Source organism: Avibacterium sp. 21-599, from assembly GCF_026226765.1.
Classification (GTDB): domain Bacteria; phylum Pseudomonadota; class Gammaproteobacteria; order Enterobacterales; family Pasteurellaceae; genus Avibacterium.
The window spans coordinates 592,583-617,284 of record NZ_JAKKOB010000001.1 but is presented as its reverse complement, the minus strand read 5'-3'; the positions used below and the strand labels follow the sequence as shown (position 1 = coordinate 617,284).

Below are 24,702 nucleotides of genomic sequence, written 5' to 3'. Positions count from 1 at the left end.
AATCATAATCCGCCCGCTCCTTTGCAGTGGTAATCACAAAATTCGCCATCTTCTTCATCGTCCTGCTCATTATCGTCAGAGCTATATGCGCGCTCGTTGTATTCGTCTAATAGGCGATCGCTGTGATAGTCATAAGCGGCGGAAAGTTCTCTATCGTTCATTGGGCTGCTCCTTTCTGTCTTTGCTTAAAGCCTTTGCGATGGTAGTCGCTAAAGGTGATGGTTTTTACTGGTGGCAATAGGGCGATTTGTCTTGCTTTGTGTTTATTAATCTCTGTTTTACAAAGCTCTTTTGCGCAGTGATTTACACTTCGCCACTTGAGCTTTTGATTGCTATCTCGAGCTTCCGCAACAAAGCCTAGCCCATTAGGATTTGGGACAATTTTGCACTTCAGTTTTGCTTGTGAGTTAGTGTTCCGCATTGATTTTCTCCTGCAAAAGTGCGGTTGATTTTTTGAGATATTTTTCAGTCTCAGGTGTCAAATTAGGCTGTAAATCGCCGTGTTCTTGTTGCCATTCAAGATTTGCTAGGCGTTGCATTTCGGCGATTTCGTCAGGTGTAAAGCCCTGTGCAGAGTAGTGCGCTTGTAAGTCATTCGCGAACGCTGGGCGAAAACAACCAAGTGTAAGAAGTGCGATAATGAAGAATGAAATTGTTATCGCTATGGCTTTGATTAAGTCTTTCATTTTTGTTTCCTTTTTAGTCAATTTACTGAAATTAGGGTGTAGAAAACCGCCACACGGTTCACAAGGAAGTGCGGTCGGTTTTGGTTGAGTTTTTAGAAGTTAGCTAATCGTTTTGGCTGTGGTTGTTCGTCAAGTAGGCTTAGCATTCCTTTGATGAACATAATGCGTTCGCTTTTGGCGTGGACGTATCGTTTTGCTTTTTCTAGGGCTTGTTCAGTTGGTATGTTGAGATTATGAAAATAATGCCCGCCTAGTTTTTTATCGATGTCTTGCCGTAAATAAGGGTAGCCTGTACGGAGTTTTTGCCCCATTTCATATGCCTCACGGAGTGAGTGATAGAGGTTGGCGATAATGTAGAGTGCTTCTTCATCGGCTTCTACTTCAGCAAGCGGTAGATTTTGTTGTTGAGGTTGTTGTGTTTCTCTATCAAGAATATCCAACACCCAACGGCGAAAGTCTTTGGCGACTTTGGTATGCGAAAGCATTCCGATTAGGTGGCAACCACGTAAACTGAAAATTCTCACTTTTTGCATTCCGCCGTTGGTTTGCATTTCGATAAGTGCGGTCATATTTGGGGTAAATTCGTCAGCGTGGGCATTGTAGAGTTTTGTAACGCCTTTTATTGGGTTGTTATAATCTAATGCTTTTCCAATTTCTACAGAAGTTAGCCAAATTTGGTTTTGTTGATTGATAACTGAAAGAGTTTTGTTTTGAAATGTCAATGTTGTCATTTTACTGTTCTCATATTTAAGTTTTAAAACTCATCGCTACGAGACCAATCGTTGGCGATGAACTAGGCAGAATTGGTCTTACCGTTGAACAGTGTAAACGGCGTCCTTTCGGACTTCTACCTAGCTCACCATTGACAACTTTTGAAAGGGTGATCCGTTTCGGATCTGCCTTTTAGGTTTACTAGATTTCAGCTATAAAAAAAGCCGCATTGTGCGACTATTATTTTTCACCGCACTGTTCAAATTCAGGAGACCAATCCCGACTTTCGTTTGAAAGTGAGAGTAGTTTAATCCGAAGTTTGGGCGGTGTCAAATTAATCTTTTCTTGAGGGAAACAATCCTTTAATAATTGAGATAAAAGCAGCAAGAATGTTTACTGTACAGGCAGAAGTGATCGCAATAAAGACAGTATCAGAGTGTTTATTTGGGTTATAATAAAATTGGATAAAACGCATCCAAAATACAATACTGGCAATGGCAAAACAAACTGCAATTACAGCATAGATAATGCGTAATCCTCGGTTTGTAATTCTATCACTGACATCTTGCCCCTCTAACGGGGAGGGCTTTGTCGGCTTTTCTTGTTCAAATTTCGTTTTTTTATTAGCTTGCTGACTTGGTTTTACCGTTGGAACTATTTTTTGAGGCTTAAACTTTGCCATTGAGCATTTCTCTATCTGTAATTACACTTCCCATCCCTCCCATAGACCAAGCTCCGCCTTCTGCGTGGGTCATATCAGAAAGTTGCCAACCAGTATATCCGCCATAAGCCTTAATTAGCTCATTCATAAAAGCTTCATCGTGAATATCTAAATGGCTGTCAAAATTTTTACCTTGTGCATTCTTAGCCATATATTTAATTTCGGTTCCACGGTTCTTAGCAAATTCATAATATACGGATTGAACAACCGGGCCATATTGCCAACGAACAAACTCGTCATTAATTAAACGACGACCATTTAGACGTAGATACCAAGATTGAGCAAAAAACATAAGCTTTTGTAATTTCATTGGTGTAAGGTTCACTATTTCGCCGCCTTGAGCTCTACGGATAAGGGCATTAGCTACCTGCATTGCGGAATATGCCATATTCCCTCCTTAAATAAACAGTTTAAGGTACAAAAATAGCCTGTGTAATGAAAAGTTTACATAGGCTGTCAAAGATCGCTTTACAATTTTCTATATTGTGCCACAAGTTTTCTTTTCAAGAAATACTGTATATTAAAAAAGTCAATACTGTATTTATAAAAAAGCCCACCTGTTACAGTGGGCAAACGGAGTATGTCTGCACGGGGTTTAACGTCTTTCCGCAAGACGTATGAGTTTCTCCTATTTCTCATTCAAAACCACACTCAAAGCTACGAGGAAAAAAGACTAAAAACACAATAGCTAAGAATGTGGTTTTGAATGGTGCCTTTCTTTATGCTTGTAAGGCTCAAGCCCTCTTGTATGCGACTACATAGAGGAATATAATGTTTCTTGCGACTACATTTAATTAGAGGAAAATATAATGAAAAAAGAACTCATTTTTCCAATTAACGTTACTTATCCAATGGATTGTTCTTTAAACCCCAATACAGGTGAATTGGTTTTGGAATTTTATCCTTATGTGATGGGGGAGCCTGAAAATCCTCATAAGTTTCGTTTGGTGTTTGAGCCGAAAGCAACACTAGAAATGATGAAGAATATCGCTGTAATCCAAGAGAATTACGCTGAATTAATTGAAGACAAAGCCAAGCAAGATTCCTTCCAATAATTTCAAGTATTTTCATTTTAACTAACCTCTTGGACAGTTAAGCGTTTATCCAAATAAACGCATCTTTAAGCTCTTCTGCAAGGCTTAAAACGCCCTTTCCACCGTAATTTTTAGCGTGATATAAAACAGCCTGCTTGATTTGTTTTTTATCTTCATCAGACAGGCTTTTTTCCACAACGACTAATTTTAATTTTTTAGGGCATCCTAATTGTTCATTTAAGATAACCTGTTTAATAATTTCATAGTTTTCATTTTGACTTGTCATAATGTCTTCCTTTTTAAATCCTCACCAACTCCCGACACCCACGGCGAATTTTTTGCGTGGCGCGCACAGTATTTACGCCGATTTCGCCTTTGTGATAATTTGGTTTCGTGGCTTGATATTTAGCCGCCACTTGTTCCAAATTCACGGTTGAACAAACTTCGCTTAATGAAAGCGCGGTGGAAATTCGGTGCGTTTTTCCTTGTTTGATTTTTTGTTGGCGAGATTTCGCAAACATTCTTGCTAATCTGCCCGCTTTCCCCATTGAGCGAATTTCTGCCTTTTCGCAGTATTTCTTACTTGTAGGGTTACGTTCAATGATGATATTCATCATTCACCTCCGTTGTTGTTATTTATTCAATGCCGCACTTGTCTAACGTTCATCTTGGCTCGGTATCACGGTTGATTCTTTGCGTTGCATTCCTCTCGGTTCTACTGCCTTGGTTCTCCGTAAATACGGCATTGAATAAATAAGCCTGTTTGCCTCAGCCCCACTGGCACAGACATTGCCAACCTTTCGGCTTTTCCCTTATAAAAGGGGAGTGGGTTCTAAATTGTTAAAGAGCATCATCACCAAGATGAAATATTGAATTAGCTAAATTTATGTAGTAGCTTTAAAAGCAACCTTGCAATGCGTGATTGTGGCTTGACTGGAACATATATTGAACAGTAAAGCTCACCATCAATAGTTGCTTGGGACATTGCTTTGACTTTTTCTTGTGCTTCTTCAAGCGAGTTGGCGTAAACATCTGTACACCATTTCTTTCCTTTGAAGAAATAAGAAATTGCGTAGCGTTTCATTTCGTTTTGCATAAGGATTACCTCTATGTATTTTGAAATTTTCAAAGGTGTTAATGGTCAGTGGTATTGGCGACTAAAAGCCGCCAATCACGAACCTATAGCTCAAAGTGAAGGTTATACGACCAAACAAAACTGCTTACATTGTATCGGTCTTGTTATGGACACTAACCGACAAACACCTATTTACGAAGCTTAATTATCCAAGCCCTGTTGCCGCAGGGCTTTTTATTTCATCTTGATTGTTAAAGAGCATTAAACGTTGTTTCGTTTTGATGGGTGTATATTACCGCTTGTAATTTTAATTGTAAATACCGCAAGTAATATTATTTAAGGTAATTTTGTTTGATTGCTTGTTTTTTATACAGGCAGAGAGGTTAAAGGAGCGTTCCTCTGAAATCGCAGGGGAAAAATGATCAGATAAAAGTCAACTGACAGCTATTACAGTTAACAAAATGGCGGCATTCAAGATAATGTTTTAGATGAGTTGTTGTGATTTCAATGAGTTAAGAGCAGAAATTTAGTTTTTTCTAGGTATGAATTAAAGATAATTAGTGTAGTTTGGTATCATTTTCGTGACGCCACGAAAATGGTAGGGAAAGTTATGGAGAATTTTAAAAAGCCCTTAAGAGAACTAAGGGCTGTAAGTTTATTTTGTGTATAATGTATCTAACCTGATATATTTATGGTTGATCTTGTCACCTTGCTGAGTGTAAAAAATAGTAACATCAGCTTTAACATTTTCTTGCATTGATAATGTGGTTAGGTTTATCGTAGGGGGCAATTCCAATTTTAGTCTTTTAGTTGTCACTCCATCGATTTGAGCCGTCCAACCTTTTTCGTAATTATCTCGATCAACAGAACGTATGCTAAGAGTAATATCTTTTAATGGTAGGTCTTTTTCATCTTCGTGAGGTATATATTCATTGGGAGTCTCTTTAACAAACTCCGTTGGAATGGTAATATTATTTCCGCTAAAAGATATTTGAGCAATATCTTCATTTTTCTTCGCTGGTTGAATAAATTCAATCGCACTTTTAGAAAGTGTTTTACGATTAGTTGGACTATCTTCAATGATCTCTTTGAATTTATCGGCGGGTACACCAATAGCTCCAGCACTATTGACAATCACATTATTGTAGCTACCGGATACATTCACATTGACAGCGTTTGGGTCGCCCGTTGTTATATAATGATACACACCAAAAGCTGTTATACCAGTGATAACCGCACCAAAGAAACCAACTTTCATTTTGTTATTCTGTACAAACTGTTTGAATGATTGATCAACATTTTCTTTATTTTCATTGTAATATTTTACCTCTGCATAGATTTTCTCAATTATGCTACCTTCTTTTACTTCAGCAATACGTAAATCAATGCTAACAACCTTTATTCCTAATAGCTGGGAAAACGCCTTTTTCGATTGCTTTGTTAATGCTTCTAGAGACTCAAGAGAGGTAATCAGGTCTTGAATTAAAATTCCACCTTTCGTATGGTATTTTATTTCATCCTCTATTGTAAAAGATAATAAATCAGCTGTCATTTTTTTCCTCTTATATTTATTTTGGTGTTGAAGTGCAACCTTCTAGTATGGCTTTGGTTCACAATGTCTCTATTCGTTATTTTATCTAGCCCACAAAATTCAACTTCTGGCTTTGGTGGACTATTGTTACAGCCCCAGCCTATGCTCAACCGCCACGCCAATAATGTTTTACTGCTTGTGGTTATAAATCAATCATATGCAATGGCAATGCTTTAACTAATTTTCCCATAATGTAACAACGTTTTAATTCTTCTTGGGTAAAATCCAAAGGGGCGTATTTAGGGTTGTCCGATAAAATTTTTATTCCACCATTTGGCACTCTTTGTAGGCGTTTAATAAACAATTCTCCATATTCATCAACAAAAGCATAAACTCCCTCTCCTGCATAGCAACGGCAAGTAACATCAATAAAAGCGACATCGCCTTTGTTAATTGTAGGGCTCATTGAATCGGTCGGCACGTTGATTAGGTTAATTCCCTGAATGGTTTTGCGTCCTAGTAACTCTAAAACTTGATCTTGATCAATCGTAATTTCTTTAATCACTTCTGGATAATCTACATTGATAATTCCAGTTGGCGCTGCTGCCGCATAGATGTCTAGCAAGGGGATTGTCACTGAATTTTTCGGGCGTTTTTCTAATAAAGTAATTTCATTTAACTTTTCTTGATCTAATGTATCAGCCATTTGTTTAATTTCATTTGAAATACGAAGACTGAACTGATCCACAGTAATATTCAGCAACCTTGCAAATTTACTTGCAATATTGGCATTTAAGGCATTCGTTCCCTTTAAGTAGTGATTAACCGCACTTTGGTTAATCCCCAATTTCTCTGAAACAGAGGCTTGTGTCAGCCCTAGTTCTGATTTTTTTTGCTCGTAAATATCATTTAGTTTCTCACATTCTGCCTTTTGTTCTGGTGTAAGTTCTTTCTTTTTTTGTGTACTCATTCGACATTTCTCTCAATTTTTTCAAAGCATATTACCAACAGTATTAAAAGTAAAATTACCGCAAATATTGACTTTTATTTTACTAGCGGTAATAATTATTTATCTAAATATAAATAATAAGGGTTTCCTATGAACAGAATTCCATTATCTGATTATGTGAAAACACATGGACAAGCCGCCACCGCTAGAGCTGTTGGCGTAACTCAGGGGGCAATCAGTAAAGCGCTTTATAAAGCAAGAAACATTTTTGTGATCCCTGATGAAGAGGGAAAAGTTCGAGCCGAAGAAGTTCGCCCTTTCCCTTCTCAGAAATAATTTACCAAACCCACCCAAAAAGTAACCATAAAAAAACGAGAAAATTTTATGAAAGAAGAATCACCATTTTTATACATACAAAAAGCACTGCATACGCAGTTATCCCGAAGTCGGGAAATCTCAAATTTTGCCCCAGCAATGGGGAAAACGACAACTCAGCTAGCGAAAGAGCTAAAAACAGATTATGACCGCAACAAACTTGGTTTTGCTGATGCTGTTCATCTTATTGCTCTTACCGATTCAATAAACATCGTTGAAATGATTGCTCAGGCAGTAGGGCACACATTAATGCCTTGCCCGAAAGAATGTAAAGGATCGCTAGATTTATTGCGTGAAGTCGTTGTGCTGTCTGAATCAGTGGGGAAATTATGCGGGGAAAGTGCGAATGCTTTATCCGATAACTCAGATTTAGGGCAAGAACTTTCGGCAAGAGAGCGTGAGAAGTTAACTGGATTGATAAATCAGCTACTTTCTCAGCTTGTTTGTTTGAAATGGGAATTAAAGCAATAAAAAACCACCGTTGCAGCGGTGGCTAATATTTATCAAAGGATTAAATATGAATCAATTATCAATAATTTCAGAACAAAATGCAAGTATAAAAATGAGCAGTCGTGAGATTGCAGAATTATGTGAAAAACGCCACGACAATGTAAAAAGAACTATTGATATGTTGGCAGAAAAAGGTGTGATTGCTTTTCCTCAATTTGAGGAAAAGGCGACAAATGGGAGACCTAGCTTAGATTACATCTTTGTAGGAGAAAAAGGTAAGCGAGACACTTATGTTGTCGTAGCACAACTTTCACCTGAATTTACGGCTCGCTTGGTTGATCGCTGGCAAGAACTAGAAAATCAGCAAAAAAACACCGCACTTTTGCCTCAAAACTATTTGCAGGCATTAGAGGCATTGGTTGAGAAAGAACGGCAAAATCAAGCTCTTGCCTTAGAAAACAAGGATCTAAAACCTAAAGCAGCATTTGTTGAGCATTATGTTGAAGTTGGCACAAGCAAATCCCTGCGAGAAACCTCCAAAATCTTAAATATGCCGGAGAAAGCAATGATTATCCGCCTCATTGAAGATAAGGCGTTATACCGTCAATCTGGCAATCTCTTACCTTATGCAGATAAACAGCAACAAGGGTTATTTACGGTGAAAACGGGGACAACCGATCACGATCACAATTACACGCAAACACGAGTAACCGGCAAGGGTATTGAATGGATTGCACAACGTTATGCTTCGGAGTTAATGCTATGAGTATGTTACTAATGGTTAAAGCAATGCAATGTAAAGTTGGAAATGCTACTCGTAAACTTGTTTTGCTTAAATTGGCGGATAATTCCAATGATGAAGGTGTTTGCTTTCCGTCCTATCAACATATCGCTGACCAATGCGAAATCACTCGTCGTAGTGCTATCTCACACATTGAGGCGTTGATTGAGATGGGGTGGGTTGAGAAAAAAGAGCGCAAAACGAAAGAAGGAAATACTTCAAACTTGTATATTCTGCATCTTAAGAAAGCTAGTGAAAATTCTATACCAGCTAGTGAAAATACTTCACTAGGTAGTGAAAATATTTCACCATCCCCTAGTGAAAATATTTCACCCAGAACCAGTCACTCTATTAACCAGTCAATTAACCTTCCTTCTTCGTCCGAAAAAATTTCGGACGGCGGTGTGGGCAAAAAATCTCGGTTTAAATTTTCTGATGATGATATGGCTGCCGCACAATGGATTTTTGGATTGATACTAAAACTTAACCCCAACACCAAAAAGCCGCCTTTCGAAAGTTGGGCAAATGAAATCCGCCTGATGCGTGAACGTGATGGGCGAACGCATAGGGAAATTTGCGAGCTGTTCCTGTGGGCAAACCAAGACTCGTTCTGGAAAGCCAATATTCTCAGCCCTGCCAAGCTGCGGGAGAAATGGGATCAGCTCACGGTGAAGAAAAATAACTCAAAACCACTGCGCAAAACAGTTTCAGAGCTGAATGCGATTGAATGGAACACCGAAGAGGGATGGAGGGGAATGCTGTGATCAGACAAGTTAATCAGCAAACAATGCAAAGCGCAATCGGAATGCAAGCTAAATTGCCCGGTCAGCCACAGCAAAAATCGCAACGCTTGCCCAATGATATTGAAAAATTGGTTGATCAGATTTTTTCACAGTTATTCGCAGCCTGTCCAGCAATGCGTAGTCAATTTGACGAGGTACAGCTCCCCATTACCAAGCGCACTTGGGTTTTAGGCTTTGCGGAAAATAATATCCGCACCATTGAGCAAGTTCGTGCGGGAATGCGTAAAGTGCGGTCGAAACCTGATGATTATTTTCCGAGTGTAGGCAAATTTATTTCTTGGTGCAAACAAGACCGCTACGAAGCGTTAGGCTTGCCAAGCGAAGAGGAGCTTTACCAACGCCTAAAGAAATTTCAAGGCTACGGAATGTTGGAAATCCACGAATTTAAATTTGAAAGCGATGCAGAATATTGGCTGCTTACCGATTTGTATTGTAACAATCGAGAAGCCTCAGAAGAAAAACTGAGAAAAGCCGTGAGCAAAGCATTGAAAGCAATGGCAGCACGCTTGGAAGCGGGGGAAACTTTACCTAAACCACAAATCACCTTGCCAAAGAAACCGAGTTTTATTACACCTGAAAAACAGCGTGAAATTAATTTGAAAGGGGCAGCAGCGTGTAAACAGATTTTAAACGGAGCAAGACAATGACTTCATACAAATGCCCAAAGTGCGGTGCAAAATTAGAAGATTTTCGTGAGGGCGATGATTGGGGGTATTTTGCTGACGAGCCGTTCCGTTGCTCAGGGCATTTAATCCAGCCAGTGCCTTATCCGCACATTAGCCCTGATTGTGCACTTAATCGCACAAAATCTTGTGGGTATTTTAGTTTTGAAGCGTTAGGGATTAAAAACGATGGAAACTAAACAACGCTTTTTCTTGCGTAATGCGCGCATACAGCAAAATGCGATTGGGGTAATACATTCCCTTACCTTAGATGAACAAAGCCCTGTGGTAGTGGAAATAAAGCCCTTAACACGCACATTGGCACAGAATGCAAAACTGCACGCAATGCTAACGGATATTGCTAAGCAATGCACCTTTAACGGCAAGAAGCAAACGTTGGACACGTGGAAAATGCTTTTTGTGAGCGGACATAACATTGCCACTGGTGAGCAAGCAGAGATGGCAATTGGGTTTGAAGGGGAAGTGGTGAATTTACGTGAAAGTACTGCATAAATGGGCGTGAAGCGGTTAGCAAGTTTGATTGAGTATATTCAGGCTTGGGGCGTGAGTAACGGCGTAAGATTTAGGGATAGACAAGGGTTTTATGGGTATTAAAAACCGCTCAAAAGAGCGGTTCATTTAAGGGGCTATTTAACAAATTTATGTACAGCAATTGCCCAAACAACCATAACAAGAGCGAAAACGCCAAGTCCAATAGTGAGATTCATTGCTTTTCCTCCTTGCGTTGGGATTTAACTTGTCTTAGTTGTCGATGCACAATCAAGCCACTATATGCACCGATAATAAGAAAAATGGTTTTAATCACTTTCAAGAATAGTGGTTCACTATTAAAGAGAATAACAGGAATTGCCAAAATTGCAACCTTTGTGATGTCGATGGACATTTTAGCCCAGTCATCAAGGGTTTCAATTTCAATAGGTTTTGTAAATAAATTTAACATTTTGTCCTCCGTGGAAAAGTATAACAAAAACCGCACCGAAGTGCGGTTGGATTTTGGGGAGTTTTAGAAAGTGTGGCGTGGTAGTCGTTTTCTTGGAGTGAGAATGGCGTTATCCCGAATAGTAGGGAGTACTCTGTTCCAGTTTTCATTGCCCCAAGTGCTAACTTCAAATTGAGCCGTGAGCTTTTGAATAAGCGGTTGATGGTGGCGGAGTATTGAGCCATATTCCGAAACGATACCCCGTGCTTGTGGGGCGAATTTGGATTGAATGGCATCTAATGCTGGCAGAATGTTTTGGGTAAATTCTACACATTTGAAAAGGGCGAACCAGTCCCACGCTAAATTTTGTAAGTCGCTTTCGCTATGCTCGAAGGGATATTTCTTTTCGGGTTCAGGTAAAGCAAGTTGTTGGGGTTGAGTGCCAATGCCATTGATTGCCATAAATGCACGAATAACTTTGAGATGAAAAGCAGCACTGATCCAAGCAGCGTAGGCGATAACAAGTTCTTTGCAGGCGTAAGTGCCAGAGTTGATACCGCCGTGAATAGTGCTGAAGACCAGATCTGGTCTTCCATATTCTTGCTTAATTTCAGTGATTAGATCTTTTGTTTGATCTAAACGCATAAAACGGGTTGGTTTATTTTTTTCTTCTCCGCCACTGGCTTTATGGAAGTCATTAAGAGAATAGAGATTGTTTAAAGTGCGGATTTGAGTGTCAAGAATGGTTAAGTTTTTCATCTGTTTGTTCCTTTTGATGGAATTCCCTAATTTTGATTTAGGGCGATCGACAGCTCAAAACTAGCAAACAGACTAGCGGAGTTATTCCCTTGCGGTGTTGTATTCCTCGCACTGTCGATCATTGATATTAATTGTTGTTTTTGTATCAGGTATGAGAAATAGGAGAAACCCAGATACAAAAAAATCACGCTAACGGGGTGAATTACCGCTGTTTGTAAGGCTTTTGAGACCTGTGGTAAATCCTACTCGTGAATGATGAGGTTGTCAAGATTGGAGATAAATTAATGATTATGGAGGGTTGGGAAGTTTAATGGCAAAAGCACCAAAACAGCATAAGTGCAAAGTTTGTGGCACGTATTACACAAAGACAGTAAGCAGTATGCAAAAAGTCTGTAGTGTGGACTGCGCAATAAAATTGTCCGCAGAGCAATCACGCAAAAAACGTGAAAAGCTCGCAAAAGCAGAACGGGCTGAAACTCGCAAAAGAATGACCGCACTTAAAGAAAAGAATAAAACGCACAATCAGCTTATCGCCGAAGCACAAAGTGCGGTGAATAAATATATCCGTGTTCGTGATGAGAATAAGGAATGTATTTCTTGTGGCACACCGTTGATTAGCGAGAAATTAGGCGGTGGATTTGATGCCGGGCATTATCGCAGCCGTGGTAGTGCGCCACACTTGCGGTTTTATACGCTTAACATTCACGGACAATGCAAACGCTGTAATCGATGGTTGGGCGGAAATTACCACGAATATCGCGTTGGATTGATTGAGCGTTTGGGGATCGAAAAGGTGCAAGAAATCGAAAACGACCAACGCCCAAGGCATTATAGCGATGAGGATTTGAGACGGATTAAGCGAATTTTTGAGCGGAAAGCGAAGTGGTTAGAAAAGCGAGGTAAGCAATGGAATTAGTTTTTAACGATATTAAAAAAGTTTGCACCCAATGGGGCTATTGGGCTACACCACGATTAGGCACGGAATATCCTTGCCTTTCGGTGAGCATACCGGTACCGATTGATGAGAGCAAAAGACGAGCAGATCCAATTAGTGAGCCATTGGCAGAAGAAATTGAACGTTGCGTGCTAGTGATGCGTAAAACCACGCCTGAGCTTTACGATTTATTTATGGCAACTTATGCTTACCGCTTGCCACTTTATAATGAGTACGATCGCAATCGTGTGTTAGTGAGAATGGGGATTTTGGAAAGGTTTGGGATTGGGCGCCGCACTTATTTTGAGCGCTTAAAAATAGCAGAAATATCACTGATGTTAATGTTAAGCCAGAAGAACTGCATTTTTATTGCGTAAGAATATTTTTTGTGAAAACACTTGACTAGTGCGCACTAAAATACTAACATTCTGTCTATAGTGCGGTTTTGCACGTTTAAAACGCACGAATGAATTTTAACAGCCCTGATCGGAAACGGTCGGGGCTTTTTTATTGCCTCGAAAAAGCGGGGTGAGGTATGGAAAGAATGAAAGAAACGTTAAAAGGCATTCCCCTTGAGTCGCAAGTTTACGGCTGGCTCACCTCTTTTTTTGGAATGCTGACCTTAAGTGAGTGGGCAATCTTGATCGGTATTATCGTAACCGTATGCGGTTATTGGCGAGAAAGCCGATTCAAAAAACGTATGCTTGAGCTGGAAGAAATCAGGGTAGGCGTACGAGATAAAAGCGGCAAGGTGATTAAATGAAGCATTTCAAAAAAATTGCGGGCTGTTCTGTTGTGGCAATTATTGGCTTAGTAATGCTTAATCACTCCGATGAAATCCGTACCACACAAACAGGCTTAGCATTAATTGGCAATGCAGAAAGCTGTATGCGTGAGCCGTATAAATGCCCTGCGGATGTATGGACGGTTGGAATTGGGTCAACGGGTGATATTACTTTCGGCAAGGTGTACTCGGATAAAGAGATTGCCGACCGCTGGGCCAAAGATATTCAAACCGCAGAGCAATGTATCAACCGTTATGCCAACGGAAAAGCGCTACCGCAAGGGGCATTTGAGGCATTAACCTCACTGACGTTTAATGTTGGTTGCGGCAAGCTCAAAACCTCTACGATTTACCGTTACGCAAAACAAGGCGATATTCGGGCTGTGTGTGAGCAGTTCCCACGTTGGAAATACTCAAGCGGAAAGGTGCTGAAAGGTTTGGTAACCCGCCGCGAAAAAGAGAAAGCATTATGTTTAACAAGTTTAAAACGTGGCTAAATCTCACCGCACTTTGTTTGATTTTGGGCTTGTGTGGTTGGGTTTGGTATCAGTCTCAGATGATTAGTAGCTTAAAAGCCAAAAATCAAACGCAAGCCCAGACCATCACCACGCAAAGCCAAACTATCGCAAGCCTTAAAGCAGAGGCAAAACGCAATTATCAACTTACCCAAGAAGTTACACAATCAGAAAGCAAAATCAGGGACCAATCCGATAATGTTATTCGCACAATTCAAACTCAGGTTAAAAATGTGGACGCTCATAATGCTCCTGCTCCTCATAATGTTATTGAGTTCTTGCAGCAGTCAGATTGAGACCACGCATTGCCCGACCATTCCGCCTGTACTATTAGGGCATTTGGATAAGACGGTATTTAGTGGTCGCACTTATGGCGATGTAACACAGTATGCAGTGATACTCAAACGTGAGCGTGATATGTGTCTTAATCGGATTGATAAGATTAGAGAATGGCAGACTGAAGACTTGAATAAATAAGTGCGGTCGTTTTTGTTATTTTTTGCTTTTCCATCAATTAAAAAGGTACTCCTGACGGGGTGGGGCTTTCCACGGGGTTGCGGGCTCGCGGTTTTCGGCAGTTTTTTGCATTTCTAGGCATCATCATCATCTTCTAAGTTTCTTGAACATTTATTAAGCATTTCGTTTTTTGGATTTTTGTGATTATGGAAAATTTATTTGATCTTAAATTGAATATTAATCAGATCGCTGAAATCACGGGAATGCACCGCCAGACGGTATCTCAACGCGTTGCTGCTTTAACACCAAGTGTGGGTAGCAATAGCAAATTAAAGCTCTATCCTCTTGCGGATTTGATACGGTTGGGATTGCAAGAAAAGATGACGGCAGATGTCGATGCAATGTCGCCAAATGACAGGCGTGCATTTTGGCAAGCAGAGAACGAACGGCTGAAATATGAGCGAGAAACTGGCGAGCTGATCCCTGCTTACGAAGTGGCTCAAGAAATGAGTATCTTGGCGAAAGCGGTTGTGCAACAGCTTGAAACTTTACCCGATATTTTAGAACGCGATGCTGGATTGCAACCCAATGCACTTATTCGAGTGCAACAAGTGATTGATGATATTCGCGATCAGATGGCGCAGCATATTCAGCATACTGAAAATAAGGAAGAATAATGTTTGCATCAGCAAAAGATATTCGCCGAGATATTGCCAATGCGGTGAAAGCCCCAAGGCGAATGAAGGTCTCCGAAGCGGTGGCAGAATATATGCGTGTGCCAATTGGTGGCGGAAACTCCGTAAAATGGGATAAACATACCGCTGCTTATATCCTCGAACCAATGGACTGCCTAAGTTCACGCGAATATGATGCAGTAATTTTTGTCGGCCCTGCACGAACAGGCAAAACCATTGGCTTAATTGATGGTTGGATTAGTTATTCAATAATCTGCGACCCATCTGATTTCTTATTGGTGCAATTAACCCAAGAAAAGGCAAGCGAACATAGCCGGAAAAGACTTGATCGCACGTTTCGTTGTTCGCCTGAAATTGCGAAACGGCTCAGCCCACGAAAAAATGACAACAACGTTCACGACAAATATTTTCGTGCAGGAAATTTGCTTAAAATTGGCTGGCCATCAATCAATGTATTATCTTCATCGGATTACAAATATGTAGCTTTAACGGATTACGACCGTTGGCCAGAAGATATTGATGGTGAAGGTGATGGTTTCTCTCTTGCCAGCAAGCGCACCACAACCTTTATGTCTGCAGGAATGACCTTAGTGGAAAGTTCACCAGGGAAAGACATTGTTGATATAAAACATCAACCTAAATCAACGCACGAAGCGTCACCGACAACCGGAATTTTAAGTCTGTACAATCGAGGTGACCGCCGTCGGTTTTATTGGCAATGCCCTGAATGCGAAGAGTATTTTGAACCCTCAATGGCAAATATGGTGGGCTTTCGTGATGAAATAGACTTTGTCAAAGCCAGTGAAAATGCCCGTTTACAATGTCCACATTGCCAACATTTAATCTCACCAGAAATGAAACGAGATCTTAACATTCGTGGCGTGTGGTTAAAGGAAGGGCAGAACATTGACAAGCAAGGCAACATTCACGGTGAAGGGCGTAAATCACGTATCGCCTCTTTTTGGCTTGAAGGTCCAGCCGCTGCCTATCAAACGTGGGCGCAACTCACTTACAAGCTCCTTAATGCAGAACAAGAGTATGAATTAACAGGGAGTGAAGAAACCTTAAAAGCGGTGATCAACACCGACTGGGGTTTACCTTACTTACCACGCTCTGCGCTGGAACAACGGCGTGCTGACGAACTAATGGAACGCCGTGAAGACGCAGACAAGGATAATAAGACAGTACCTGCACAATGTCGTTTTCTTATTGCAGCAGTGGATGTTCAAGGCGGACGCAACCGCCGTTTTGTGGTGCAAATTGTCGGCTATGGTGAAAATGGCGAACGTTGGTTAATTGACCGTTATAACATTTCGCACACCTTGCCCGATGCTAACGGTGTGATTGAACCGATTGATCCAAGATTGCCCGATGATTGGCATATCCTTATCACGGACGTATTAAAAAAACAGTATCCTCTTGCTAACAATCCAGAACATTTTATGCCCATTCTGGCACTGGCGGTGGATAGTGGTGGGGAAGAGGGCGTAACGGACAATGCCTATAAATTTTGGCGACAATGTCGGCGTGAAGGGCTAAGCAAAAAAGTGTATCTCGTCAAAGGTGACAGCACTAAACGGCAAAAACTCATTACCAAAACCTATCCCGATAATACATCGCGTTCAGATCGCCATTCATCAGCGCGCGGTGATGTGCCGTTGTATTTATTGCAAACCGATTATCTCAAAGACCGCATCAATAACGCCCTTGCTCGCCAAACGGAGGGAGCAAACTACATTCACTTTCCTCGCTGGCTTGGCGAATGGTTTTTTGATGAACTGGTTTATGAAGAACGTGGGCCTGACGGAAAATGGCGTAAGCCCGGTAAAGGCAACAATGAAGCCTTTGACTTATTTTGTTACGCCCACGCTATTGCGATTTTACGCGGCTATGAACGAATTAAATGGGGTGATGAAAAGCAAGTGCCGGATTGGGCAAAATTACCAGAGATTAACCCTAATATTTTAAGAAACTCCATCGCACATCACACCAAAGAAAGTGCGGTAGAAAAAATGCAAGAATTACCCATCAAAGCCAATGCAACGAAAGAAAATGCAAGTTGGCTGACAGGAAAATCTTATCGAAGAAGAGGGTGGTTATGAGCCTTTATACCATTGATGAACTAAAACAAAAAATCCGCTTGCTTGATGAGAAAATTGAAACCGCACAGAGTACGGTGAGTTTTAACGGGCGTGCCGTTTCTTGGCAAATTAATGAACTGAGTAAACAGCGTGATCGGTATCAAGCAATGTTAGATGAAATGCTGGCGCAAAGTGGGCAGAAAGTAAAAAAACATCGCATAAAATACGCAAGATTTAGCTAAAAAAATAAACCCCGAAAGGTGTGAACTTTCGGGGTTTTTCATTCCTAATACCTAAACTATAAGGAACGAAGATTTATGGAAAGTTTAAAACTTATCCTTTCAATAATCAAGGAGTTTAGAAAAATGGCAACACAGTTATCGAATTTACGCTTTTGGGGATTGTGGCTTATTGGTTTCTTAATTGCATTATCCATTTTCATTAACGCAGTGAAATGGTGGTGAGAATGAACTTCTTAGAAAAAACCATTGCTGCACTTTCCCCACAGTGGGCGGCAAAACGGTCTAAAAGCCGTTATGTACTCAATACTTATGAGGCCGCATTGCCCAGCCGAACCCATAAGGCTAATCGAGATGGGCAAGGGGCAAATGTGAATGTGCGACAAAGTGCGGTGAGTTTACGTGAGCAAGCTCGTGCGTTAGACCAAAATCACGATATTGTGATCGGCATTTTGGATAAACTCGAAGAACGGGTTATTGGTTCAAAAGGCATTCATATTGAACCACAGCCCCTAATGAAAAATGGTGATGTCCACAAAGGACTTGCGGAACAAATCGGCAAATTATGGTCGGAATGGTCTATCAAGCCTGAAGTGACTGGTCTTTATACACGCCCTGCGCTAGAAAGAATGTTATTACGCACTTGGTTGCGTGATGGCGAGGTGTTCGTTCAGTTGGTGAAGGGAAAAGTACCAGGCTTGGTTCACTCTTCTCAAATTCCGTTTTCATTGGAAGCTTTAGAGCCAGATTTCGTGCCAATGAATACTGATGTGGCAAAAGAAAATTTGCTACAAGGGGTTTATCTCAATACGTGGCGTAAACCCACCGGTTATCAAGTTTATTTAGATAATCCGCAAGAGTCGGGGAAATTTTACGACAAAGTCAAAACCGTTTCGGCAGAAAATATGCTGCACTTGGCTTTTCGCAAGCGATTACATCAAATCCGTGGAGTAAGTATGTTACACGGGGTGATTGTACGCTTGGCAGACTTGAAAGAGTACGAAGAAAGCGAACGTGTTGCCGCACGTATTGCCGCTGCAATGACGCTGTATATCAAAAAAGGCGATGCACAACTTTATGATACAGATGAAACAAGTGAGAGCGGAGAACGGTTATTTGACATTGCACCCGGTGCGGTCATAGATGATCTAAAGCCAGGTGAAGATATTGGTTTAATTAATTCAAATCGTCCGAACACCAATTTAGAGAGTTTCCGTAATGGGCAATTACGCGCCACCGCAGCTGGCACACGCTCCAGTTATTCTAGTATTGCCCGAGATTATAACGGCACCTATTCCGCGCAACGGCAAGAATTGGTAGAAAGTTTTGAAGGCTATGCGGTGCTGCAAGATACCTTTGTGGCGGCAATCTCTCGTCCGATTTACCGAGAATGGCTCAAGATGGCCATCGCGACACAAGCTATTCAAGTTCCCTCTGATGTCGATCCCGACTCGCTCTTTAATGCGGTTTATTCTGGACCAGTAATGCCGTGGATTGATCCAATTAAAGAAGCGAATGCGTGGAAAGAACGGATCAAGGGCGGACTAGCCACAGAAAGCCAAGCTATCCGCGCCAGCGGCAATAACCCAGCAGAAGTGAAACGCCAACGGATTGTTGAAGTGCAAGAAAATAAACAAGCAGGACTTAAATTTGATACAGATTTGACCAATACACAAGGAATGAACAATGAAACGAAAACAAATGATACTCGCACCCGTAGCGATGACGAACAACAAGATGAATAATCAATCTTGGTTTTCTATTAAAGCCTCCGCCAATCAAAGTGCGGAGGTTTTTATTTATGATGAAATTGGAATGTGGGGCGTTTCGGCACAACAATTTGCCAACGAATTAAAAGAGATTGGCAACGTGCGGCAAATTAATCTCCATATTCATTCGCCTGGTGGTGATGTGTTTGATGGCATTGCTATCTATAACTTACTGAAAAATCACCCAGCGAATAAGACCGTCTATATCGACGGTCTTGCTGCATCTATGGCTTCTGTTATCTCAATGGCAGGCGATGAAGTCATTATGCCTGAAAACGCAATGCTAATGATCCATAAGCCTTGGGGGATTCAAGGCGGTGATGCAGAAGAACTGCGTAAATATGCGGATTTGTTGGATAAAGTGGAAAGTACGTTATTGATGGCGTACGCCGCCAAAACAGGCAGGTCCGAAGATGAATTAGCGGCAATGCTCGCTGTGGAAACTTGGCTTACCGGCAAAGAATGTGTTGAGCTGGGTTTCGCTGACAAACTGGCCGAACCCCTTGTGGCGATGGCTTCCATTCAATCGAAAAAAATAGAGGATTTTACGAATATGCCTAATGAAATCAAAAATATGTTGTTGAAGCCACAAGGCAACGCAAAAAATCAGAACGTGGCACCAGAACAAAACCCAGAACAACCCCAACCGCACGAAAAGCCGGCAGCGCAGACGGTAGATAATACCGCACAAGTGCAAGCGCAAATGGCACAACGAAATACGGCAATCAAAGCGGTATTTGCCCCATTCAACGGTCAATTTAATGATTTGCTAGTGGAATGCTTAGGTGATGTCTCCATCACTGCAGAACAAGCTAAAGATAAATTATTAGCGAAACTCGGTGAAAATACCACGCCAAGCGTACCGCAAAACCATATTCACGTTGACAACGGCAATATTGTAGGCGATAGCGTGAAAGCTTCTTTGCTTGCTCGAGCAGGCTTTGAAAACGCCGAAAAAGATAATGCCTACAATTCAATGACCTTGCGCGAATTGGCTCGTGCATCGTTGGTAGATCGTGGTGTGGGCATTGCTGGAATGAATGCAATGCAGATGGTGGGAATGGCATTTACTCATTCCACCTCTGATTTTGGACAGATCTTGATTGATGTGGCGCACAAATCCGTCTTAAAAGGTTGGGCGGAAAGCACTGAAAACTTTGAACAATGGACGCATAAAGGTACGCTTACGGATTTCCGCCCTGCTTATCGTGTGGGCTTAGGTAGCTTTGAAAGCCTGCCTCAAGTTCGTGAGGGTGCGGAATATACTTATGTAACCCTTGGTGATACAGGTATGCACGTTTCGCTTGCCACTTATGGCGCATTATTCAGCCTAACACGCCAACTTATCATTAATGATGATATGCATATGCTCACCCAAGTGCCTTATAAACTTGGACAAGCGGCACGCGCGACGATTGCAGATTTAGTATTTGCTCAGCTCTTTGGTGATCCGGTGATGAGTTATGACGGCAAAAAACTTTATGATGCTGCACATAAAAACACCATAACCAGTGGTGCAATGGATTTAGCTAACATTGATAAAGCTATCCAACTAATGAATGCACAAAAATCCTTTGATGGTAAACAACTTGCCATTGAGCCTGATGTCTTGCTAGCGCCAACCTCGCTTTATACCCGAGCAAAACAGATCCTTGGTTCAAGCTCGGTGGAAGGGGCGGATATTAATGCTGGCATTATCAATCCATTAAAAGATGTGGTGCCGGTTACAAAATCACAACGCTTACAAGCAGAGAATGCGAAAATTTGGTACTTGCTTAATAAAGATGCGATTGAAGTCTCTTACCTCAACGGTGTTGAGCAGCCATTTATTGATCAACAAACCGGCTTTACAGTAGACGGCGTAACCACCAAAGTGCGTATTGATGCTGGGGTAAATGTGTTGGATCACCGTGGCATTGTGCGTGTAACCAATAGCTAATAGTTTATAAACGAGAAAACCCCGATTGCTTGCCACAGTCGGGGTTTTCTTATTTAAGCCTTAAATCGGAAGGATTAAATAATTGAATGAATTTTAACATCAAACTGCCATCTTTTAAAGAGGTAAACATAATGCCGACACTATTAGATAAGAGAAAATCAGTGCGTTTTTTCTTATGGGCGTACTTACTTATGGCATTTATTTTGGGCGTGATGTGGTTATTACCTGATGTTATTCACGCAATTAAACAAGCATAACAGGAGCTTATTATGGCGAAAAATTTTATTCAAAACGGCGACACTATTGACTTTGTCGCCACAAAAAATGTGAAAAGCGGCGATGTGGTCGTCTTGCAAGATCTGATTGCGGTTGCCGTTACCGACGTTGCAAACAAAGCGACTGGCACAGGGATTGTAGGCGGTGTATGGCGTGTAAAAGCCAAACAAGCTGATGACATTAAGCAAGGCGATGTGTTGTATTGGTCTGATACCGATGGGGCAACCAAAACCGCTGCTAGCAACAAACGCCTTGGTATTGCGTGGACTGATTCAGGTACATCTTCTGAAGAAGTTGATGTGAAAATCAATGCTTAACCCGTTTGAACAGGCGTTAGCACAAGCAGACAAGGTGATAGAAGATATTATGATGTCGCCTTGGCTGATTGAGGGTGTCATTTATCCTGCCACTTATGATGAAATACCACAACGTTTTGAAGGAATGTTGCAGTATAACGAAGAGTATCGGGTAAATGGCACCAAGCGCACATTAACACTGTTTAAAGAAAGTGGATATCGTCCACGCGTGGGCGACCGTGCGGAACAAGGGGATAAGCAGTTTGTGATAAAAGCCTTTGAGTTGATGGATCAACTGATTATTTTGCAACTGGAGTAAATAATGACGTTAGAGCAAGACCTCGCTTTAATCCGACGGAATGCGAATAAGGTGGTGAAACAGCTTAATCGTCAAGCGGCAAAAACCATCAATCATTTGGCAACAAAGGCACGCAATCAAGCCACCAAAGCTGTTGCTAAAGACATTGGTGTGCCAGTGAAAACCTTAAAAGGCAGAACAAGGCAAAGCAAACATCAGCGTGCAACCGCCACAAAACTGCGGGCGCAGTTGCGTGTTAATGTGTCGCCATTACCGCTCATCCGCCTGTTAGAGAATAAAGCAAATCGGGTGTGGGAAGGGCGAGGTGGCATTATAGTGGGGAAATATGCAGTACAACGTGGTTTTATCCAAACCCTTGCCAATGGACGCACTCACGTAATGCAACGAGCAGGGCGAGCGCGCTATTCCATTGATGTGGTGAAAATTCCACTACGCCAGCCATTGACTGCGGCTTATCAACAAGCCCTTAAAGACTATCCCACCGAATTACAGAAAGAATTGAAAGACCGCTTAAGTGCGGTTTTTTCTTAAGGAGAAAAGATGCTGATTCATAAAGCAATCCGAGAGCAAATCGCCCAGCTTTTACAACCCTTAGATCCGTCTATCAAGGTTTGGGCTGGGCGCCCTACCTTTATTGACTTAGACAACGAACCTACCACGCTTGCTGTTTTTATTGACGATGCGCAAAGCGAGCCCACAGGATTGTGTGGTGGTGAATGGGAGGCAATCTTAAATATTGCTATTTATCAACGTTCAACCCAAGGCGAAGCCCCGCTCGATGAGCTGGCGGAGCAAATTGTTCAACGCTTGGCGGAAGCCTTTGAAGATGACGAGTTGGATACCTTGCAACAATGCTATTTAACTGGGTATCACTATGAACAAGATGCACAGAAACGGACTTGGTACATTGCGAACTTACAATATCAAATTACTTATGGGCAGGAGGAATAATGGCCACACAAACTACGCCTTTCCAAGGCACAAAATTTTATATCGGCAAGGGTGTTGAAGCGGAAAAAAGTATCTCCGCGTGCGAAATTACCCCCAACGCCAAAATTACCGTCGCCAATAGCGGTTACAAAAAAGGGGATTTACTCCGCATTACCGGGCTTGGCTCGCTAGATGGCTACTACCCCGTAAAAGAGGTACAAACCAACGACATCATTTTTGCAGATGAAGTGAATTGGTCAGGGCAAGACAAGCCAACCGTATTTACCAATGCCAAAGTAGCACGAGTAACTTGGTCAAGTAACTTCTGTGCTATCAAAAACATTGAAAAAGACGGCGATACGCTAACGGAAGAAGATGTTACTACAATGTGCAGTGAGGGAACGGAAACCGAACCGGGCGATATTGAGTTTGGTAACGTAAAACTGACTTTCTTCTGGGCTCCAGCCACGGCAATGCAAGCTGATTTACGCAAGAAGTTCTACAGCAAAGAAACGTTCCCGTATTTGATTGTGTTCAAAAACAATCAAGGTTCGCTTTACGGTACAGGCTTTATCCAAACCAGTACTAACATCAGTGGCGAAGTCAAAGGTAAGTTTGAATCAGGCGTAACCATTAAACAATCTAAACGTGATTATTTATTGCCAGTTTAATCAAACGAATGCTCATCAGAAATAACCGCTTGTCGTAAGGCAGGCGGTTTTTTTATATCTGAAAATAGAGGATATTATTATGCAACTTGCGAACCCAGAAAATTTTAAACAGTTTGTACAAATTAAAAATCGTAAAGTGATGACAAATTCAGAAATAGTCGCAAAAGTTTTTGGGAAATATCATCACCACGTTATTCGAGATATTCGAGAAATTTTGGAGGCTGGAGATGATGAATTTAACCGAACCAATTTTGGTTTGGTTGAATATATCGACAAAAAAGGCGAAAAACGCCCAATGTTTGAAATGACAAAAGACGGTTTTATGCTTTTAGTGATGGGATACCGAACTAAAAAAGCTATGGCAATCAAAATTTCTTACATTAAAGCCTTTAATTATATGGCTGAACAATTAGCCAAAGGTGGAGCAACATTGCTTGAGCAATATTATCAAGCTATCGGTGAACACAAAGCGAAAAAGCATTTTGCCAGTTTATGTGGAAAAGGTTTGCGTGAGTGGCAGGGTGAAAAACCTGTATTAGAAGCAACAATCCGTATTATTGAAAACAAAATGCAAATTGAACTTCCACTTTTAGCAAATCAATAAGGAGATTAATAATGAACAAAGGCACGAAAGCAACTTTACTCGCAATTAAACCTACATTGAAACCGTTTGAACTCAACGGCAATACCTACTATATCCGCTCTTTTACTGTGGGTGATGTGAACCGTGAAGTGTTTGAATATCAAAATTGGCTGAAAGCCCAAGCGACCAAACAAGGCATTGAGTTGAATCTGAATGATGAAGATGTACTCGCCAAGCAGCTTGAACCCATTGCGGATAAATACCGTCTTGCGCGCAATCTTGCTATCAAACTATGCGATGAAAAAGGCAATAACTTGTTCGATCCTGACAATATCGAAGATTTAGAAGCAATTTTAACCCTTGATGACAGCGTACTTACCGCCTTTAATCAAGCCGAAAATGCAGATACCCCAAAAAACTCACCGCCCGACGCAAGTTCCAATTAACCTTATCCCTTGCGTTGGGCAAAACGCTATCAGAAATCGAAGCAATGCCTGAAAGCCATTTGCAAGAATATGAACAATTCTACCAAGAACAACCGTTCGGCTTGTGGCGTGAAGATTATCGCACCGCACAAATTGCCTACTTACTGGCAGCGATTAACAGTGATCCAAAAAAAGACAGCCCAAAACTTACCGAGTTTATGCCATTTTTTGCGGAACAAAGTGCGGTGGAAAATAGCCAAGATTTTGATGATGGTAGCGAGATGTTTTTGGCACAGAGATAACAACGACCAAA

General features: G+C 41.3%; 42 protein-coding genes and 1 pseudogene. 30 read left to right on the top strand and 13 right to left on the bottom strand.

Annotated elements, in window-relative coordinates; genetic code table 11:
- Window positions 1-2: 2 nt before the first annotated feature.
- The 6 genes from L5B83_RS03025 to L5B83_RS03000 all read right to left on the bottom strand — a co-directional run bounded on the left by L5B83_RS03025 (window position 3) and on the right by L5B83_RS03000 (window position 2,506).
- Entirely contained in the window at window positions 3-161 is a 159-nt protein-coding gene (locus L5B83_RS03025; protein WP_265777536.1) for a hypothetical protein, read from the bottom strand.
- Window positions 158-421 carry a hypothetical protein gene (locus L5B83_RS03020; RefSeq protein WP_265777535.1) on the bottom strand — a complete coding sequence of 88 codons (264 nt, stop codon included), beginning with the start codon at window positions 419-421 and terminating at the stop codon, window positions 158-160. The genes L5B83_RS03025 and L5B83_RS03020 overlap by 4 nt, the downstream gene beginning before the upstream one ends.
- On the bottom strand, window positions 408-686 hold the full coding sequence (locus L5B83_RS03015) for a hypothetical protein (RefSeq protein WP_265777534.1): 279 nt from the start codon (window positions 684-686) through the stop codon (window positions 408-410). Before L5B83_RS03015 ends, L5B83_RS03020 begins: the two co-directional genes overlap by 14 nt.
- Before the next feature lie 92 nt (window positions 687-778).
- On the bottom strand, window positions 779-1,417 hold the full coding sequence (locus L5B83_RS03010; RefSeq protein ID WP_265777533.1) for a BRO-N domain-containing protein: 639 nt from the start codon (window positions 1,415-1,417) through the stop codon (window positions 779-781).
- Between the two features lie 314 nt (window positions 1,418-1,731).
- On the bottom strand, window positions 1,732-2,079 hold the full coding sequence (locus L5B83_RS03005) for a hypothetical protein (protein WP_265777532.1): 348 nt from the start codon (window positions 2,077-2,079) through the stop codon (window positions 1,732-1,734).
- Complete coding sequence (locus tag L5B83_RS03000) at window positions 2,066-2,506, bottom strand: Panacea domain-containing protein (RefSeq protein ID WP_265777531.1); 441 nt, start codon at window positions 2,504-2,506, stop codon at window positions 2,066-2,068. Before L5B83_RS03000 ends, L5B83_RS03005 begins: the two co-directional genes overlap by 14 nt.
- 421 nt (window positions 2,507-2,927) lie before the next feature.
- Here L5B83_RS03000 and L5B83_RS02995 point away from each other — a divergent pair, with 421 nt between their 5' ends.
- On the top strand, window positions 2,928-3,173 hold the full coding sequence (locus L5B83_RS02995; RefSeq protein ID WP_265777530.1) for a hypothetical protein: 246 nt from the start codon (window positions 2,928-2,930) through the stop codon (window positions 3,171-3,173).
- 37 nt (window positions 3,174-3,210) lie between these two features.
- Here the strand turns inward: L5B83_RS02995 and L5B83_RS02990 are convergent, their stop codons facing one another.
- The 3 genes from L5B83_RS02990 to L5B83_RS02980 all read right to left on the bottom strand — a co-directional run bounded on the left by L5B83_RS02990 (window position 3,211) and on the right by L5B83_RS02980 (window position 4,248).
- Complete coding sequence (locus L5B83_RS02990) at window positions 3,211-3,438, bottom strand: hypothetical protein (protein WP_265777529.1); 228 nt, start codon at window positions 3,436-3,438, stop codon at window positions 3,211-3,213.
- Window positions 3,439-3,451: 13 nt separating this feature from the next.
- Window positions 3,452-3,769 carry a hypothetical protein gene (locus L5B83_RS02985; protein WP_265777528.1) on the bottom strand — a complete coding sequence of 106 codons (318 nt, stop codon included), beginning with the start codon at window positions 3,767-3,769 and terminating at the stop codon, window positions 3,452-3,454.
- Between the two features lie 257 nt (window positions 3,770-4,026).
- Window positions 4,027-4,248 (bottom strand): hypothetical protein, encoded by a 222-nt coding sequence (locus tag L5B83_RS02980; RefSeq protein WP_046098988.1) that lies wholly within the window; start codon window positions 4,246-4,248, stop codon window positions 4,027-4,029.
- Window positions 4,249-4,261: 13 nt separating this feature from the next.
- On the opposite strand from L5B83_RS02980, the gene L5B83_RS02975 reads away from it, so the two are divergent.
- Complete coding sequence (locus L5B83_RS02975) at window positions 4,262-4,432, top strand: YegP family protein (RefSeq protein ID WP_069202153.1); 171 nt, start codon at window positions 4,262-4,264, stop codon at window positions 4,430-4,432.
- Window positions 4,433-4,882: 450 nt separating this feature from the next.
- Here the strand turns inward: L5B83_RS02975 and L5B83_RS02970 are convergent, their stop codons facing one another.
- The gene (locus tag L5B83_RS02970; protein WP_265777527.1) at window positions 4,883-5,779 is read right to left on the bottom strand and encodes a hypothetical protein; all 897 of its coding nucleotides are present in this window, start codon (window positions 5,777-5,779) and stop codon (window positions 4,883-4,885) included.
- Between the two features lie 63 nt (window positions 5,780-5,842).
- On the opposite strand from L5B83_RS02970, the gene L5B83_RS02965 reads away from it, so the two are divergent.
- Window positions 5,843-5,995: a hypothetical protein gene (locus L5B83_RS02965; protein ID WP_265777526.1), complete on the top strand. Its 153-nt coding sequence runs from the start codon at window positions 5,843-5,845 to the stop codon at window positions 5,993-5,995.
- Here the strand turns inward: L5B83_RS02965 and L5B83_RS02960 are convergent.
- Window positions 5,961-6,728: a LexA family transcriptional regulator gene (locus tag L5B83_RS02960; RefSeq protein WP_265777525.1), complete on the bottom strand. Its 768-nt coding sequence runs from the start codon at window positions 6,726-6,728 to the stop codon at window positions 5,961-5,963. The two genes, L5B83_RS02965 and L5B83_RS02960, sit on opposite strands and share 35 nt — an antisense overlap.
- Before the next feature lie 129 nt (window positions 6,729-6,857).
- On the opposite strand from L5B83_RS02960, the gene L5B83_RS02955 reads away from it, so the two are divergent.
- The 7 genes and pseudogenes from L5B83_RS02955 (at window position 6,858) to L5B83_RS02925 (ending at window position 10,393) form a co-directional block, all read left to right on the top strand.
- Window positions 6,858-7,043, top strand: coding sequence for a Cro/CI family transcriptional regulator (locus tag L5B83_RS02955; protein WP_265777524.1), 186 nt, complete (start codon window positions 6,858-6,860; stop codon window positions 7,041-7,043).
- Window positions 7,044-7,091: 48 nt separating this feature from the next.
- Window positions 7,092-7,553 carry a phage regulatory CII family protein gene (locus L5B83_RS02950; RefSeq protein WP_265777523.1) on the top strand — a complete coding sequence of 154 codons (462 nt, stop codon included), beginning with the start codon at window positions 7,092-7,094 and terminating at the stop codon, window positions 7,551-7,553.
- 46 nt (window positions 7,554-7,599) lie between these two features.
- Window positions 7,600-8,298 carry a phage antirepressor KilAC domain-containing protein gene (locus L5B83_RS02945; RefSeq protein WP_265777522.1) on the top strand — a complete coding sequence of 233 codons (699 nt, stop codon included), beginning with the start codon at window positions 7,600-7,602 and terminating at the stop codon, window positions 8,296-8,298.
- On the top strand, window positions 8,295-9,077 hold the full coding sequence (locus tag L5B83_RS02940) for a helix-turn-helix domain-containing protein (protein WP_265777521.1): 783 nt from the start codon (window positions 8,295-8,297) through the stop codon (window positions 9,075-9,077). The genes L5B83_RS02945 and L5B83_RS02940 overlap by 4 nt, the downstream gene beginning before the upstream one ends.
- Window positions 9,074-9,763: a replication protein P gene (locus L5B83_RS02935; RefSeq protein ID WP_250350342.1), complete on the top strand. Its 690-nt coding sequence runs from the start codon at window positions 9,074-9,076 to the stop codon at window positions 9,761-9,763. The genes L5B83_RS02940 and L5B83_RS02935 overlap by 4 nt, the downstream gene beginning before the upstream one ends.
- Entirely contained in the window at window positions 9,760-9,978 is a 219-nt protein-coding gene (locus tag L5B83_RS02930; RefSeq protein WP_265777520.1) for a hypothetical protein, read from the top strand. The genes L5B83_RS02935 and L5B83_RS02930 overlap by 4 nt, the downstream gene beginning before the upstream one ends.
- Window positions 9,968-10,393: pseudogene (locus tag L5B83_RS02925) on the top strand (recombination protein NinB). Before L5B83_RS02930 ends, L5B83_RS02925 begins: the two are co-directional and overlap by 11 nt.
- A 109-nt stretch (window positions 10,394-10,502) precedes the next feature.
- Here the strand turns inward: L5B83_RS02925 and L5B83_RS02920 are convergent.
- Together L5B83_RS02920 and L5B83_RS02915 are read right to left on the bottom strand one after the other, a co-directional pair.
- On the bottom strand, window positions 10,503-10,739 hold the full coding sequence (locus tag L5B83_RS02920) for a hypothetical protein (protein ID WP_265777519.1): 237 nt from the start codon (window positions 10,737-10,739) through the stop codon (window positions 10,503-10,505).
- Between the two features lie 63 nt (window positions 10,740-10,802).
- Window positions 10,803-11,477, bottom strand: a complete 675-nt coding sequence (locus tag L5B83_RS02915; protein WP_265777518.1) for a P22AR C-terminal domain-containing protein — start codon at window positions 11,475-11,477, stop codon at window positions 10,803-10,805.
- 310 nt (window positions 11,478-11,787) lie between these two features.
- Between L5B83_RS02915 and L5B83_RS02910 the strand changes: the two genes are divergently transcribed.
- From L5B83_RS02910 to L5B83_RS02815, 20 genes are all read left to right on the top strand, one after another.
- Window positions 11,788-12,393, top strand: coding sequence for a recombination protein NinG (locus L5B83_RS02910; RefSeq protein WP_265777517.1), 606 nt, complete (start codon window positions 11,788-11,790; stop codon window positions 12,391-12,393).
- Window positions 12,384-12,788, top strand: a complete 405-nt coding sequence (locus tag L5B83_RS02905; protein ID WP_265777516.1) for a hypothetical protein — start codon at window positions 12,384-12,386, stop codon at window positions 12,786-12,788. Before L5B83_RS02910 ends, L5B83_RS02905 begins: the two co-directional genes overlap by 10 nt.
- Before the next feature lie 167 nt (window positions 12,789-12,955).
- Entirely contained in the window at window positions 12,956-13,174 is a 219-nt protein-coding gene (locus L5B83_RS02900) for an HP1 family phage holin (RefSeq protein WP_265777515.1), read from the top strand.
- Window positions 13,171-13,692, top strand: coding sequence for a lysozyme (locus L5B83_RS02895; protein ID WP_265777514.1), 522 nt, complete (start codon window positions 13,171-13,173; stop codon window positions 13,690-13,692). The genes L5B83_RS02900 and L5B83_RS02895 overlap by 4 nt, the downstream gene beginning before the upstream one ends.
- On the top strand, window positions 13,665-14,006 hold the full coding sequence (locus L5B83_RS02890) for a DUF2570 family protein (protein WP_265777513.1): 342 nt from the start codon (window positions 13,665-13,667) through the stop codon (window positions 14,004-14,006). The genes L5B83_RS02895 and L5B83_RS02890 overlap by 28 nt, the downstream gene beginning before the upstream one ends.
- Window positions 13,975-14,187: an Rz1-like lysis system protein LysC gene (gene lysC / locus L5B83_RS02885; RefSeq protein WP_265777512.1), complete on the top strand. Its 213-nt coding sequence runs from the start codon at window positions 13,975-13,977 to the stop codon at window positions 14,185-14,187. Before L5B83_RS02890 ends, lysC begins: the two co-directional genes overlap by 32 nt.
- Window positions 14,188-14,372: 185 nt before the next feature.
- Window positions 14,373-14,843 carry a DUF1441 family protein gene (locus L5B83_RS02880; protein ID WP_265777511.1) on the top strand — a complete coding sequence of 157 codons (471 nt, stop codon included), beginning with the start codon at window positions 14,373-14,375 and terminating at the stop codon, window positions 14,841-14,843.
- A complete protein-coding gene (locus L5B83_RS02875; RefSeq protein WP_265777510.1) occupies window positions 14,843-16,963 on the top strand; it encodes a phage terminase large subunit family protein in 2,121 nt (706 codons plus the stop codon). The genes L5B83_RS02880 and L5B83_RS02875 overlap by 1 nt, the downstream gene beginning before the upstream one ends.
- Window positions 16,960-17,184 carry a hypothetical protein gene (locus L5B83_RS02870; protein ID WP_265777509.1) on the top strand — a complete coding sequence of 75 codons (225 nt, stop codon included), beginning with the start codon at window positions 16,960-16,962 and terminating at the stop codon, window positions 17,182-17,184. Before L5B83_RS02875 ends, L5B83_RS02870 begins: the two co-directional genes overlap by 4 nt.
- 224 nt (window positions 17,185-17,408) lie before the next feature.
- Window positions 17,409-18,926, top strand: a complete 1,518-nt coding sequence (locus L5B83_RS02865) for a phage portal protein (protein WP_265777508.1) — start codon at window positions 17,409-17,411, stop codon at window positions 18,924-18,926.
- The gene (locus L5B83_RS02860) at window positions 18,868-20,889 is read left to right on the top strand and encodes a ClpP-like prohead protease/major capsid protein fusion protein (protein WP_265777507.1); all 2,022 of its coding nucleotides are present in this window, start codon (window positions 18,868-18,870) and stop codon (window positions 20,887-20,889) included. The genes L5B83_RS02865 and L5B83_RS02860 overlap by 59 nt, the downstream gene beginning before the upstream one ends.
- 131 nt (window positions 20,890-21,020) lie before the next feature.
- Window positions 21,021-21,146 carry a hypothetical protein gene (locus L5B83_RS02855; RefSeq protein ID WP_265777506.1) on the top strand — a complete coding sequence of 42 codons (126 nt, stop codon included), beginning with the start codon at window positions 21,021-21,023 and terminating at the stop codon, window positions 21,144-21,146.
- A 12-nt stretch (window positions 21,147-21,158) separates the two neighbouring features.
- On the top strand, window positions 21,159-21,482 hold the full coding sequence (locus L5B83_RS02850; protein WP_265777505.1) for a DUF2190 family protein: 324 nt from the start codon (window positions 21,159-21,161) through the stop codon (window positions 21,480-21,482).
- Window positions 21,475-21,780 carry a phage tail protein gene (locus L5B83_RS02845; RefSeq protein WP_265777504.1) on the top strand — a complete coding sequence of 102 codons (306 nt, stop codon included), beginning with the start codon at window positions 21,475-21,477 and terminating at the stop codon, window positions 21,778-21,780. The genes L5B83_RS02850 and L5B83_RS02845 overlap by 8 nt, the downstream gene beginning before the upstream one ends.
- Before the next feature lie 3 nt (window positions 21,781-21,783).
- Window positions 21,784-22,311, top strand: a complete 528-nt coding sequence (locus L5B83_RS02840; protein WP_265777503.1) for a phage tail protein — start codon at window positions 21,784-21,786, stop codon at window positions 22,309-22,311.
- A gap of 9 nt (window positions 22,312-22,320) precedes the next feature.
- Window positions 22,321-22,731 (top strand): phage tail terminator protein, encoded by a 411-nt coding sequence (gene gpU, locus L5B83_RS02835; RefSeq protein ID WP_265777502.1) that lies wholly within the window; start codon window positions 22,321-22,323, stop codon window positions 22,729-22,731.
- Window positions 22,731-23,381 (top strand): hypothetical protein, encoded by a 651-nt coding sequence (locus L5B83_RS02830; RefSeq protein ID WP_265777501.1) that lies wholly within the window; start codon window positions 22,731-22,733, stop codon window positions 23,379-23,381. Before gpU ends, L5B83_RS02830 begins: the two co-directional genes overlap by 1 nt.
- Window positions 23,382-23,460: 79 nt before the next feature.
- The gene (locus tag L5B83_RS02825; protein ID WP_265777500.1) at window positions 23,461-23,985 is read left to right on the top strand and encodes a Rha family transcriptional regulator; all 525 of its coding nucleotides are present in this window, start codon (window positions 23,461-23,463) and stop codon (window positions 23,983-23,985) included.
- Between the two features lie 11 nt (window positions 23,986-23,996).
- Complete coding sequence (locus L5B83_RS02820) at window positions 23,997-24,410, top strand: hypothetical protein (protein WP_265777499.1); 414 nt, start codon at window positions 23,997-23,999, stop codon at window positions 24,408-24,410.
- 44 nt (window positions 24,411-24,454) lie between these two features.
- Window positions 24,455-24,691 (top strand): phage tail assembly protein T, encoded by a 237-nt coding sequence (locus tag L5B83_RS02815; protein WP_013747166.1) that lies wholly within the window; start codon window positions 24,455-24,457, stop codon window positions 24,689-24,691.
- The last annotated feature ends 11 nt before the right edge of the window (window positions 24,692-24,702 follow it).